This is a genomic window from Streptomyces durhamensis, assembly GCF_000725475.1.
Taxonomy (GTDB): Bacteria; Actinomycetota; Actinomycetes; order Streptomycetales; family Streptomycetaceae; genus Streptomyces; species Streptomyces filipinensis.
Map to the genome: position 1 here is coordinate 18,845 of NZ_JNXR01000038.1, position 12,076 is coordinate 30,920.

General features: G+C 74.0%; 12 protein-coding genes. 7 read left to right on the forward strand and 5 right to left on the reverse strand.

Going from position 1 to position 12,076, the window contains the following annotated elements; all coding sequences use genetic code 11:
- The first annotated feature begins 53 nt into the window (after positions 1-53).
- Positions 54-593 (forward strand): G/U mismatch-specific DNA glycosylase, encoded by a 540-nt coding sequence (gene mug, locus IO33_RS0137465; RefSeq protein ID WP_078964055.1) that lies wholly within the window; start codon positions 54-56, stop codon positions 591-593.
- Here the strand turns inward: mug and IO33_RS0137470 are convergent.
- The 3 genes from IO33_RS0137470 to IO33_RS0137480 are packed head-to-tail and all read right to left on the reverse strand — an operon-like array spanning position 554 to position 2,672.
- Complete coding sequence (locus IO33_RS0137470) at positions 554-997, reverse strand: hypothetical protein (protein WP_031173505.1); 444 nt, start codon at positions 995-997, stop codon at positions 554-556. The two genes, mug and IO33_RS0137470, sit on opposite strands and share 40 nt — an antisense overlap.
- Before the next feature lie 41 nt (positions 998-1,038).
- Positions 1,039-1,749, reverse strand: a complete 711-nt coding sequence (locus IO33_RS0137475) for an ABC transporter permease (RefSeq protein WP_031173507.1) — start codon at positions 1,747-1,749, stop codon at positions 1,039-1,041.
- A gap of 2 nt (positions 1,750-1,751) precedes the next feature.
- A complete protein-coding gene (locus IO33_RS0137480; RefSeq protein WP_031173508.1) occupies positions 1,752-2,672 on the reverse strand; it encodes an ABC transporter ATP-binding protein in 921 nt (306 codons plus the stop codon).
- A 107-nt stretch (positions 2,673-2,779) separates the two neighbouring features.
- On the opposite strand from IO33_RS0137480, the gene IO33_RS0137485 reads away from it, so the two are divergent.
- The 3 genes from IO33_RS0137485 (at position 2,780) to IO33_RS0137500 (ending at position 5,860) form a co-directional block, all read left to right on the forward strand.
- Entirely contained in the window at positions 2,780-3,934 is a 1,155-nt protein-coding gene (locus tag IO33_RS0137485; protein WP_031173509.1) for a sensor histidine kinase, read from the forward strand.
- A gap of 14 nt (positions 3,935-3,948) precedes the next feature.
- Complete coding sequence (locus tag IO33_RS0137490) at positions 3,949-4,605, forward strand: response regulator transcription factor (RefSeq protein WP_031173511.1); 657 nt, start codon at positions 3,949-3,951, stop codon at positions 4,603-4,605.
- A gap of 100 nt (positions 4,606-4,705) precedes the next feature.
- Positions 4,706-5,860 carry an ROK family transcriptional regulator gene (locus IO33_RS0137500; RefSeq protein WP_031173512.1) on the forward strand — a complete coding sequence of 385 codons (1,155 nt, stop codon included), beginning with the start codon at positions 4,706-4,708 and terminating at the stop codon, positions 5,858-5,860.
- Between the two features lie 351 nt (positions 5,861-6,211).
- On the opposite strand, the gene IO33_RS0137505 is transcribed toward IO33_RS0137500, so the two are convergent.
- Together IO33_RS0137505 and IO33_RS0137510 are read right to left on the reverse strand one after the other, a co-directional pair.
- Positions 6,212-6,973, reverse strand: coding sequence for a GntR family transcriptional regulator (locus IO33_RS0137505; RefSeq protein WP_031173514.1), 762 nt, complete (start codon positions 6,971-6,973; stop codon positions 6,212-6,214).
- Positions 6,974-7,212: 239 nt separating this feature from the next.
- Positions 7,213-8,097: an RNA polymerase sigma-70 factor gene (locus tag IO33_RS0137510; protein ID WP_031173515.1), complete on the reverse strand. Its 885-nt coding sequence runs from the start codon at positions 8,095-8,097 to the stop codon at positions 7,213-7,215.
- 122 nt (positions 8,098-8,219) lie between these two features.
- Here IO33_RS0137510 and IO33_RS0137515 point away from each other — a divergent pair, with 122 nt between their 5' ends.
- The 3 genes from IO33_RS0137515 to IO33_RS0137525 all read left to right on the forward strand — a co-directional run bounded on the left by IO33_RS0137515 (position 8,220) and on the right by IO33_RS0137525 (position 12,072).
- A complete protein-coding gene (locus IO33_RS0137515; RefSeq protein WP_031173517.1) occupies positions 8,220-8,873 on the forward strand; it encodes an NADPH-dependent F420 reductase in 654 nt (217 codons plus the stop codon).
- Between the two features lie 102 nt (positions 8,874-8,975).
- The gene (locus IO33_RS0137520) at positions 8,976-9,806 is read left to right on the forward strand and encodes an alpha/beta fold hydrolase (protein WP_031173518.1); all 831 of its coding nucleotides are present in this window, start codon (positions 8,976-8,978) and stop codon (positions 9,804-9,806) included.
- A 682-nt stretch (positions 9,807-10,488) separates the two neighbouring features.
- The gene (locus IO33_RS0137525) at positions 10,489-12,072 is read left to right on the forward strand and encodes an alkaline phosphatase D family protein (protein ID WP_031173519.1); all 1,584 of its coding nucleotides are present in this window, start codon (positions 10,489-10,491) and stop codon (positions 12,070-12,072) included.
- Positions 12,073-12,076: the final 4 nt, after the last annotated feature.

Sequence of the window (12,076 nt, forward strand, 5' to 3'; positions counted from 1 at the left end):
CGCTCTCTCCCCGCTTCACGCAGGCGGACCTGGAGGCCGCCCGCGGCCGTCTCGTGCCGGACGTCGTCGCGGACGGCCTCCGCGTGCTCTTCTGCGGGATCAACCCGGGGCTCATGACGGCGGCGACCGGTCACCACTTCGCCCGCCCCGGCAACCGCTTCTGGCCGGTGCTGCACCTGTCCGGCTTCACGCCGAGGCTGCTGAAGCCGGCCGAGCAGCGGGAGCTGCTGGGGTACGGGCTGGGCATCACGAACGTCGTGGCGCGGGCGACCGCGCGGGCCGACGAGCTGACCGCCGAGGAGTACGTCGAGGGCGGGCGGCTGCTGACCGAGAAGGTGATCCGGCTGCGCCCGAGGTGGCTGGCGGTGGTCGGGGTGACCGCGTACCGGGCCGCCTTCGGCGACCGCACGGCCCGGGTGGGACCGCAGGAGCGGGCCATCGGGGACACCCGGGTGTGGGTGCTGCCCAATCCGAGCGGGCTGAACGCGCACTGGACGGCGGCGACGATGGCGGAGGAGTTCGCCCGGCTGCGGGAGGCGGCGGGCGCGGCGGATCAGGGCGGGTCGGTCTCGGTCACTATGCCGAGCAACTGAAACGGAAGCTCCTGGTACCCGTGGGACACGCCGAGGCAGACCCAGCGGTCCGACACGGGCGCCTGCCACAGGTGGACGTCCGGCACGTGCTCGCTCAGCTCGGCCCAGGGCTCCTCGATGTCCTCGCCCTCCATGGTCCGGACGAGGACGCTGCGCAGGCTGAAGCGCTGCGGTGGCCCCCACCGGCCGGTGAGCAGTTCCGTGAGGCCGTCGCGGTCGGCCTCGTACTGAGCCGCCGTCTCCTCCCGTGCCGTGCCGTCGTCCTCCCAGAAGTCACCGCTCCTCTGTAAGGCCGCTATGTGATAGCCGGGCCCGCTCTCGCCGTGTTCCGTCCTGCCGTGCTCCGCGGGGAACTCCCGGGCACACAGCACGTCGATGACGGCCAGGCACTTCGCGATGTCCATGTGATCCAGTAAAGCGGGCCCCACTGACAATTGGTGTGCCGTCAGGCGTCCCTGCGCTGCAGGCTCCACGCGCCCGCGAGCAGCGCGGCCACCGACCACAGCGCGGTCACCGCGAGCCCGGTCCACGGGCCGAGGGCGCCGTCCCAGGTGCTGTGCAGGGCGACTTGGCCGGCCCGGTCGGGCAGGAAGTCGGCGACACCTCCGGACAGATCGCCTACGACGAAGGACACGATCAGCAGGAACGGGATCAGCACGGACAGGGTCGCGACCCCGCTGCGCAGCACGGCCGCGAGTCCGGCCGCGAACAGCGCCATCAGCGTCAGCTGCAGTGCGCAGCCGACCGCGCCGCGCAGGCCCTCGCCCCAGGCCGGGCCCAAGGCGCCGAGGACCGACTTGCCGACGAGCAGGGTGACCAGCCCGGTGAGGAGACCGACGGCCAGCACGGGCAGGGCGATCGCGGCGGCCTTGGCGGCGAACCACCGCAGGCGGTCGGGCGCCGCCGACAGCGTCAGCCGCAGGGCGCCGCCCCGGAACTCAGCCGAGACGGCCGTCGTACCGAAGGCGATCGCGGCGATCTGGCCGAGGCTGACGCCGAAGAACACCGAGTACAGCGGGTCCGAGCCGTCGGCGTCGGCGGCCGCGAGCGCCGAGAACGCGGTGGTGACGAGGAGGACGGCGGCCAGGCTGCCGAGGAGCGAGCGGAGGGTGCGGATCTTGATCCACTCGGCGTGCAGAACGGGTGTGAACTCCATGATCAGGCCTCCTGGGGCGGTGCGGTGAACTCGGTCTCGGCCGCGGTCAGATCGAGATAGGCCTCCTCCAAGGTGGCCTCGCGCGCGGTGAGTTCCAGTACGGGCAGGCCCGCGTCGGACATGAGCCGGCCGATGTCGTCCACGCGTGTGTGCCACACCGTCCGGGATCCGTCCGGGTCCGGGGAGGCGTCGAGGCCGTGGCGGGCCAGCAGGTCGTCCAGTGCGGAGGGCTCGCTGGTGCGGATCCTGACGTGCGGCCGCACACGCGCGTGGATGAACTCCTGTACCGGTGTGTCGGCCAGCAGCCGCCCCCGCCCCAGGATCACGAGGTGGTCGGCGAAGGCGGCGGTCTCGCCCATCAGATGGCTGGAGACCAGGACGGTACGGCCCTCCCGGGCGAGCCGGCGCAGCAGCGTGCGGATCCAGACGATGCCCTCGGGGTCGAGGCCGTTGGCGGGTTCGTCGAGCAGGACGACCTCGGGGTCGCCGAGGAGGGCGGCGGCGATGCCGAGCCGCTGGCGCATGCCGAGGGAGTACGTCCGTACCCGGCGCCGCGCCACCTGGGCCAGGCCGGTCTCCTCCAGGACGGTGTCGACCCGGCGGTCCGGGATGCGGTTGCTCGCGGCGAGGGCCCGCAGGTGGTCGCGGGCGGTACGGGAGCCGTGCGCGGCCCGGGCGTCGAGCAACGCGCCCACCCGGCGCAGCGGTTCGCGCAGGGCCGCGTAGGGGTGGCCGCCGATGGTGGCGGTGCCCGAGGTGGGCCGGTCGAGGCCGAGGACGAGGCGCATGGTGGTGGACTTGCCGGCGCCGTTGGGGCCGAGGAAGCCGGTGACGCGGCCGGGGCGCACGCTGAAGGTGAGCTGGTCCACGGCCCGCCGTCCGCCGTACTCCTTGCCGAGGTCGCGTACGTCGATGCTGGTCATGGCAACAGCCTTGCCGTTCGGCGGTGTCGGGGCCTCCCCCGCCGGTGGGGATCACCTCCCCCGTGCGAGGGAGGCCCGTTGTCGGTGCCGGCTGCGAGGATGGCGTCATGGTCCGCTTCCTGCGCCCGCTTCTGCGCGGGACGACGTACACGCGCCTGCTGCATCTGTGGGTGCCGATGCTGATGGTCAGCGTCTGGCTGTTCATCGGCCCGTCGGTCCCCTGGGTGCCCGCGCTGGTACTCGTCCCGCTCGCACTCGTGCCCGCGGTCCGCAGGGGCGAGGGCGTGCAGGCGCGTCTGCTGCTCACGCCCGGCGAGGCGGATCCGGGTATCTCCGAGGCGCCGTCGGCGACCTGGCGGGACCGGCTGCGCACGCTGCTCTGGCTGGAGCTGCGGATGCTGCTCGGCGCGGCGGCGATGTTCGCCACGGTGTGGCTGCTCGTCACCGCCTTCGAGCTGGCGCGGTGCGCCTGGGGAGGGGCGCCGTCGGGGGTGCCGCTGCTGGACGGGCTGCCGCCGCACCGCGCCTGGGCCCTGCTGGCGCCGCTCCCGCTGTTCGCCCTGTACGGCGTGGTCGTCGGGCTCGGCGAGCTGGTCACCGCCTGCGCGCGCCGGCTGCTGGGCCCCTCCGCGGCCGAGCGGCTTGCCGCGCTGGAGGAGCGCACCGAGCAGCTGCTGGAACGCACGCGGATCGCGCGGGAGTTGCACGACTCGATCGGGCACGCCCTGACGGTGGCGGTGGTGCAGGCCGGCGCGGCGCGGGCGGCGGGTGATCCGGAGTTCACCGACCGCGCGCTGGACGCCATCGAGGAGACCGGGCGAGCGGCCCTGGAGGATCTGGAGCGGGTGCTGGGCGTGCTGCGGGAGGCCGAGCGGCCGGTGAGCGCCCGGCCCACCCTGGCCGACGCGGGCCGGCTCCTGGAGTCGGCGCGGGCCTCCGGCGCGAAGGTCGACGCCGAGGTGACGGGTCCGGTCGCGGCCGTGCCCGGAGCGGTGTCCCGCGAGGGCTACCGGATCCTGCAGGAGGCGCTCACCAACGTGCTGCGGCACGCCGGAGCGGTGCCCGTGCGGGTGCGGGTCGCGGTCGGCGACCGGACGCTCGCCCTGGAGGTCCGCAATCCCCTGCCGGGCGCGATACCGGGCGCCGGACGGGGCAGCGGGCTGCGCGGCATACGGGAGCGGGCCGCGCTGCTCGGGGGCAGCGCCCGGACCGGCCCTGACGAGGGCGACTGGCAGGTGCGCGCGGAGCTGCCGATCACCTGACCTAGGCTGGCCGGATGCCGGTCACCGTACTTCTCGTCGACGACGAACCCCTGGTCCGCGCGGGTCTGCGGGCCGTGCTGGAGGCGCAGCCCGACATCGAGGTGGTGGGCGAGGCCGCCGACGGGGCCGCGGTCGTCCCGCTGGTGCGGCAACTGCGGCCGGACGTCGTCGCCATGGACGTCCGCATGCCGCTGCTGGACGGCATCGAGGCCACGCGCGTGGTGCTGCGTACGGTGGCCGAGCCGCCGAAGATCCTCGTGGTGACGACGTTCGAGGACGACGAGTACGTGTACGAGGCCCTGCGCGCGGGCGCCGCCGGGTTCCTGCTGAAGCGGGCCCGCCCGGCCGAGATCGTGCACGCCGTACGGCTGGTCGCGGAAGGCGGGTCGTTGCTGTTCCCGGCTTCGGTACGGCGCCTCGCCGCCCGGTACGGCGACGGCGACCGGCCGGCGCGTGCCACGCTGGAGCGGGCCCGGCTGACGGAGCGGGAGGCGGAGGTGCTGCGGCTCATGACGCGGGGGCTGTCGAACGCGGAGATCGCCGCACGGCTGGTCGTGGGCGGGGAGACGGTCAAGACGCATGTGAGCGCCGTGCTGGCCAAGCTCGGCGCGCGCGACCGCACCCAGGCGGTGATCACGGCCTACGAGTCGGGGTTCGTCGAGCCGCGCTGAGAGCGGCGGTGCCGCTGCTGATGCGGAACCCGGCACTCGCCGGGGTGCGCCGGGCCGAGTACGATCCGGCCAACACGCGCGCGAGCTGGAAGGACGGACGGTGGGGCAGCTGACCGGCGGCGATCCCTCGCTGCTGCGAAGGATCAATTCCGCGGTGGTGCTGCACGCGCTGCGTGCCACGGACTGCGCGACGCTCACCGAGATCACCCGGGTCACCGGACTGTCCCGGCCGACGGTGGAAGGTGTCGTCGAAGGGCTCATCGAGGCCGGGCTCGTCGTGGAGAAGGCCGCCGACGAGGGCATCGCGCGCCGACAGGGGCGGCCCGCGCGCCGGTTCCGGTTCCGGGCCGAGGCGGGGCATCTGCTGGGCCTGGAGATCGGGCCGCACCGGGTCGCCGCGCTGCTGTCCGACCTGGACGGCCGGGTGCTGGGCGCGCAGGCCGAGGAGGTCGACGAGACGGCCGCGGCGGACGAGCGGCTCGAACGGCTGCGCGGCACGGTCGCCGAGCTGCTGCGGCGGGCCGGGGTCGCGCGCGACTCGCTGCGGGCCGTGGGCGTGGGCACGCCGGGGATCGTGGAGGCCGACGGCACGGTACGCCTGGGCACGGCGCTGCCGCAGTGGACGGGCCTGCGGCTGGGTGAGCGGCTCGGCCGTTCCTTCCCGTGCCCGGTGCTGGTGGAGAACGACGCCAACGCGGCCGTCGTCGCCGAGCACTGGAAGGGCGCGGCGGCCGAGTCGGACGACGTGGTGTTCGTGCTGGCCGGGCTGAGCCCGGGCGCGGGTTCGCTGATCGGCGGTCGGCTGCACCGCGGCTACGGCGGTGCGGCCGGGGAGATCGGCGCGCTGCATCTGCTGGGCCGGGAGGCGACCCCGGAGACGCTGCTGTCCACCACGGACGAGCCGCTGCACCCGCTGGACGAGCAGGCGGTCGCCGAGGTGTTCGCGCTGGCCCGTGAGGGCGACCAGCGGGCGCGGGCGGCCGTGGAACGGTTCATCCAGCGGCTCGTGCACGACGTGGCCGCGCTGGTGCTGGCGCTCGATCCGCAGCTGGTCGTGATCGGCGGCTGGGCGGCCGGCCTCGACGGCGTCCTGGAGCCGCTGCGCCGCGAACTGGCCCGCTACTGCCTGCGGCCGCCTCAGGTGGCGTTGTCCCTGCTGGGTGAGGCGGCCGTGGCGACGGGGGCGCTGCGCCTGGCCCTGGACCACGTCGAGGACCAGCTGTTCGCCGTCGACGGCACGGTGACGCGGCGCTGAGCCCGCCCCCTGCCGGTGCGGCTCCGCGCTCCTGGGGCGTCAGCGGCCTACCCCGGGGCCCGGAGACCCGCGAGACCGGCGCCTGCGGTGGAAGCACCGGCACGGCACCGTCCGTTCGGCGGATCCGTATATCGACAGGGTTCCGCGTCCCTGGGGCGTCAGACCCGCCCGGTGATGTCCGGACACCCAAAGACACGGCAGACCGGCGGCTACCGGGCGAAGTCGTCGCAGCGGCGCGGCGCTGTGAGGCCGGGGGCGCCCGCGGGGCGGAGCCGTATGTCGGCACGGTCTCGCGCCCCTGGGCGCCCCTGGGGCGTCAGACCCGTCCGTCGATTCGGAGGTGTCCGGAGGTCAGGAAGCCTGGCGCTCCGGGTCATGGTGTATCTCGACGTCCGGTGAGTCGCCGAAGGTCAGCCGGCAGGTGTCGGCGCGGTAGGTCGCCACGGAGAGGGCGGCGGTGCGTCCCCCGGCGTAGAAGCGGGTGGTGACGACGAGGACCGGTGAGCCGGGGAGCCGGTCGAGTTCCTTGGCATCGTCCGCGCGGGCGGAGCCCAGTTCGACGGCGCGGTCCTGGCCGTCGAGCGTCAGGTGCTGGAGTTCACGCAGCACCGCACGCGCGCGTGCCGGGCCGGAGGGGGCGTCGATCGCCGTGAGGTCGGGCACCGAGGCCGCCGGGACGTAGAGGAGTTCGGCGGCGACCGGCTGGCCGTGGGACATCCGGGAGCGGCGCACGGTGTGGACGAGTTCGTCCGCGCCGGTCTCCAGGGCGGTGGCGACGGCCGCGGGCGGCACCGCCTGCTCGCAGTCGACGGGCTGCCAGGCGTCCGAGGCGGCGCCCGGCCAGATGTGCCGCTCGGTGCCGACGGCCACGCCCACGCGCGGGGGCGCGACGGTCGTGCCGACGCCGCGGCGGCGCTGCAGCCGGCCCTCCAGCTCCAGCTGTTCGAGGGCCTGGCGGAGCGTGGCGCGGGCCACGCCGAAGCGGGCGGCGAGGTCGCGCTCGTTGGGCAGGATCTCGCCGACCGAGAACTCCGAGTCCAGTGCCTCGCTGAGCACGGTCTTGAGATGCCAGTACTTCGGTTCCGGCACCGATTCCAGCTGCGTGGTCCCCACCCTGTCCTCCGCAAGAGCCGTGGTCCGGCGGTTTTTCGCGCCCTTGTTTATTAAAGGTTGTTGCACTTCTCTGCGACCATAGGGCGGCCTTCATGCTTGGTCAAGACCAATCCTCGATCCCTTGGGCACCTCTCAGCCGCCCTGCCGCGGAGCGTTCATGAGGCGTTCGCACGCGCCGGTGTGTGTGACACGGCGGCAAAGCCCCCGTCGCAGGACGGGGGCTCGCGGGCGTGCGGGGTTCAGCTGTCGGCGAGGTGCCGCAGCTTGTCGGGGTTGCGGACGACGTACACGGTCGTGACGCGGCCGTCGGCGACGTCCAGCTGGACGAGACTTTCGGGCTTGCCGCCGGACAGGAGCAGCAGCGCGGGGCCGCCGTTGGTCTCCAGGAAGCGGTAGGAGGGGTCCACCCAGGGCTGCTGCGCGACACCGAGGAGGAAACGGCCGACCTTGTCGGCGGTCTGCAGGATCCTGAGCGGCGCCTTGGCCTTGCCGCCGCTGTCGCCGACCAGCCGCACGTCCGGGGCCAGCAGGGTCATGAGCCCGTCCAGGTCACCGCCCGCCGCGGCGGCGAGGAACCGTTCGGTCAGCTCCCGTCGCTGGACGGGGTCGACCTCGTAGCGCGGCCGCCGTTCGTCGACGTGCCGGCGCGCCCGCCCGGCGAGTTGCCGTACCGCCGGCTCGGCGCGGTCGAGCAGGGCGGCGATCTCGGCGTACGGGTAGCCGAAGGCCTCCCTGAGCACGAAGACGGCCCGCTCCAGCGGGGACAGCGACTCCAGGACGACCAGCACGGCGAGGGAGACGCTGTCGGAGAGCACGGCATGGTCCGCCGCGTCCGGGACGGCGTCGCCGAACTCGGTGAGGTACGGCTCCGGCAGCCACGGCCCGACGTACGCCTCGCCGCGTGCCTGCACCTGGCGCAGCCGGTCGATCGCCAGGCGGGTGGTGACGCGCACCAGGTAGGCACGGGGCTCGCGGACCGCCGCGCGGTCGGCACGGGACCAGCGCAGCCAGGCGTCCTGGACCACGTCCTCGGCGTCGGCCACCCGGCCGAGCATGCGGTAGGCGACCCCCGTGAGCAGGGGGCGGTGCGCTTCGAAGAGGTCGGTCGCGGTGTCGGCGGTCACCGCTCCATCCCATCCGACACGCGCGGGGCGTGTCCACCCGGAATCGGCCCGTCCGGCAGCGGTGCGGATCACAATGACCGCGGACCGCCGGGGGCCGGCGGCCGGTGACCTGGAGGTGGCCGATGCGGTACGCGGTGCTGGGCACGGGCGAGGTGGGGCGCACGCTGGGCGGCAGGCTCGTGGAGCTGGGACACGAGGTGACCCTCGGCTCGCGCGTCAAGGACAACCCGGTGGCGCTGGAGTGGGCCACGGCCGCGGCGGAGCGGGCCCGCGCGGGCACCTTCGCGGAAGCGGCCGCGGCGGCCGAGGTGGTCATCAACGCGGTGGGCGGCCGGGTGGCGCTCGACGCCCTGCGGGCGGCCGGCGCGGAGCACCTCGACGGCAAGGTCGTGGTGGACGTCTCCAACCCCCTGGCCTTCGAGGACGGCCAGGCGCGTCTGGACCCGGTGGAGTCGGACAGCGTCGGCGAGCAGATCCAGCGGGCCTTCCCGCACACACGCGTGGTGAAGACCTTGAACACGGTCAACTGTCAGGTGATGGTGGATCCGGGGCGGGTGCCGGGCGCGCACCACCTGTTCGTGTGCGGGGAGGACGCCCGGGCCAAGCAGCAGGTGACGGACCTGCTCGTGGAGTTCGGCTGGCCGGCGGAGCGGGTGCTGGACCTGGGCGGGATCCGCGCCGCGCGGGCGACGGAGATGTATCTGCCGCTGTGGCTGACCATGATGCGGCAGTTCGGGACCGCGGACTTCAACATCGAGGTGCGCCGGTCCGGTTGACCACCGCTGGAGCCCGGCACGCCCCCTCGGGGGCTACCGGCCGGTAGTAATTGCTGACAAGCTGTCTACGGCGTCCGTCAGCACCCAGACGAGGAGCACCCCATGTCCGCCACCGTCTCCTTCAAGGTCCCCACCCCGCATGGCCCGAAGGACGTGGCCGTGTCCTACGCGCGCGTGGGACGCGGTGAACCGCTCGTCCTGCTGCACGGCATCGGCCATCACCGGCAGGCCTGGGACCCGGTCGTGGACATCCTCGCCACCGAACGCGACGTGATCGCCGTCGACCTGCCGGGCTTCGGCGCGTCCCCGGGCCTGCCGGACGGCCTCGCCTACGACCTGCCGACCACCAACTCCGTGCTCGGCGCCCTGTTCGAGACGCTGGAGCTGGACCGTCCGCACATCGCCGGCAACTCGCTGGGCGGGCTGCTCGCCCTGGAGCTGGGCCGGGAGAAGCTGGTGCGCTCCGTCACGGCCCTTTCCCCGGCCGGGTTCTGGACGCAGGCCGAGCGGCGGTACGCCTTCGCGGTCCTGCTCGCGATGCGCGGCATCGCCCAACGGCTCCCGCTGCCGCTGGTGGAGCGTCTCTCGCGCAGCGCGGCCGGCCGTACCGCGCTGACGAGCACGATCTACGCCCGCCCCGCGCGCCGCGCCCCCGAGGCCGTGGTCGCCGAGACGCTCGCGCTGGTGGGCGCCACCGGGTTCGACGCGACGCTGCGGGCGGGCGGCACGGTGCAGTTCACCGACGCGCTGCCGGGCCTGCCGGTCACGGTGGCCTGGGGCACCCAGGACCGGCTCCTCGTCCGCCGGCAGGGCGTGCGGGCCAAGCAGCTGATCCCGCACGCCCGGCTGGTGCGGCTGCCGGGCTGCGGGCACTGTCCGATGAACGACGACCCGGCGCTGGTCGCGCGGGTCATCCTGGACGGCAGCCGCTGAACGGGCCGACGGACGCCAGGCAGCCGCCCGGCCCGCGTCCGGAACCGGGCCGGGACCGGCCGACGTTGGCCGGTCTGCGCTGAAGGCGCCCAAAGCGGCATCGGCGCCGAGCCCTCGCAGAGGCCGAGGGCCGGGTACGCCCCCTACGCGCGCGTACCCGCGGAGGGCGACGCACCTCCCGCCGGACCGGACCCGCTCCCGGATCCGACCCCGAACCCGAACCGGACCCTGATCCGACCCCCGGACCGGACCCGGAGCCGACCCCCGACCGGACCCGAACCCGGATCCGACCCCACACCCCGACCCGGACCCTGATCCGACCCCGACCGGACCCGAACCGGATCCGGATCCCACCCCGCACCCGGATCCCACCCGAGACCCGAACTGAACCCCGAACCCGGACCCGGACCCGGACTCGCCGCACGCGGCACGCCGCGCGCCGCGCGCCACGCCCTCGCAGCCCGGCTCCCGCCCGTACGCGCGCGTGCGAGCGGATCCGAACAGCGGCCGTCCGTGGGACGCGTACCGCGCAGCCGGCTGACGGACCGTCCGGGACCGCGGCTCAGCGGTCGGTGACACCGCCCCACGGCCCGTTGTTCACTCGGGGTTTCCGCGCGCGCCGCAGCGTCCCCGTAGGTGTGGCTCTGCACACCGGCCGGATCCCGTCCTTGGAGGCGCAGCCATGTCAGACCGTCCGTTCCCCGGCCGCCGCAGCGTTCTGCGCGGCTCCCTCGCCGCGTCGGCGGCACTCACCCTGCCGGCCGGCCTCGGCGCGGCCCCGGCGTTCGCCCGCTCCGGGCGGCCCCAGGCGGGCTGGGGCGTACAGGCCGGCGACGTGACCACCGACTCCGGGCTGGTGTGGGTGCGTTCCGACCGGCCGGCCCGGATGATCGTGGAGACCTCGGCCACCGAGTCGTTCCGCAACCCGCGCCGATGGCACGGCCCGCTGCTGGGTTACGGCACGGACTTCACCGGCACCACGCGGCTGCGCGGCCTGCCGTCGGGCGAGCAGATCCACTACCGCGTGCTGCTCGCCGACCCGGACGACCCGCGCCGCACGGGCGAGCCGGTGACCGGCACCTTCCGTACCGCGCCCGCGAAGCGGCGCCAGGGCGTGCGCTTCGTGTGGTCCGGCGACCTGGCCGGACAGGGCTGGGGCATCAACGAGTCGATAGGCGGTTACCGGATCTTCGACGCCATGGCGAAGGCCGACCCGGACTTCTTCCTGTGCAGCGGCGACAACATCTACGCCGACGGTCCGATCGCGGCCACCGCCACCCTGCCCGACGGCAGCGTCTACCGGAGCCTCACCACCGAGGAGAAGTCGCACGTCGCGATCAGCCTGGACGACTACCGGGGCAACTTCCGCTACAACCTGCTGGACTCGGCGCTGCGCCGGTTCAACGCCCAGGTGCCGAACATCATCCAGTGGGACGACCACGAGGTCCGCAACAACTGGTACCCGGGCGAGGTCATCGGCACCGGCACCCCCTACCCGGCGGGCACGAGGCTCGACGATCTGGCGCTGCGCTCGCGACAGGCGTTCTCGGAGTACTTCCCGGTCTCCACGATCAGCGGCCGCCCCGACGGCCGGATCTACCGCGCCGTCCACCACGGCCCGCTGCTGGACGTGTTCGTGCTCGACATGCGGACGTACCGCAACGCCAACTCGCCCGACGACCAGACCACGGACCCGGTCGGCATCCTCGGCCGCGAGCAGCTGGAGTGGCTCAAGCGAGAGCTGGCGAAGTCCCGCGCGGTGTGGAAGGTGATCGCCAACGACATGCCGCTCGGCCTGGTCGTGCCCGACCCGGTCGAGGGCAAGCCGGACTTCGAGGCGGTCGCCCAGGGCGACCCGGGCGCTCCGCTCGGCCGCGAACTGCAGATCGCCGAGCTGCTGCGCTTCATCAAGCACCGGCGGATCACCGGCACGGTGTGGCTGACGGCCGACGTGCACCACACCTCGGCCCAGCACTACGACCCGTCGCGGGCCGCGTTCAAGGACTTCGAGCCGTTCTGGGAGTTCGTCTCCGGCCCGCTCAACGCCGGCGCCTTCCCGGCCAACGCGCTGGACGGCACCTTCGGCCCGGACCGGGTGTTCGTCAAGGCGCCCACCACCTCGAACGTGTCTCCGGCCGAGGGGTACCAGTTCTTCGGCGAGGTCGACATCGACGGCGGCAGCGGCGAACTGACGGTCCGGCTGCGCGAGTACGACGGCACCGTGCTGTTCACGCGGACGCTCCAGCCGGGCCGGGTGGGGCAGTAGCGCG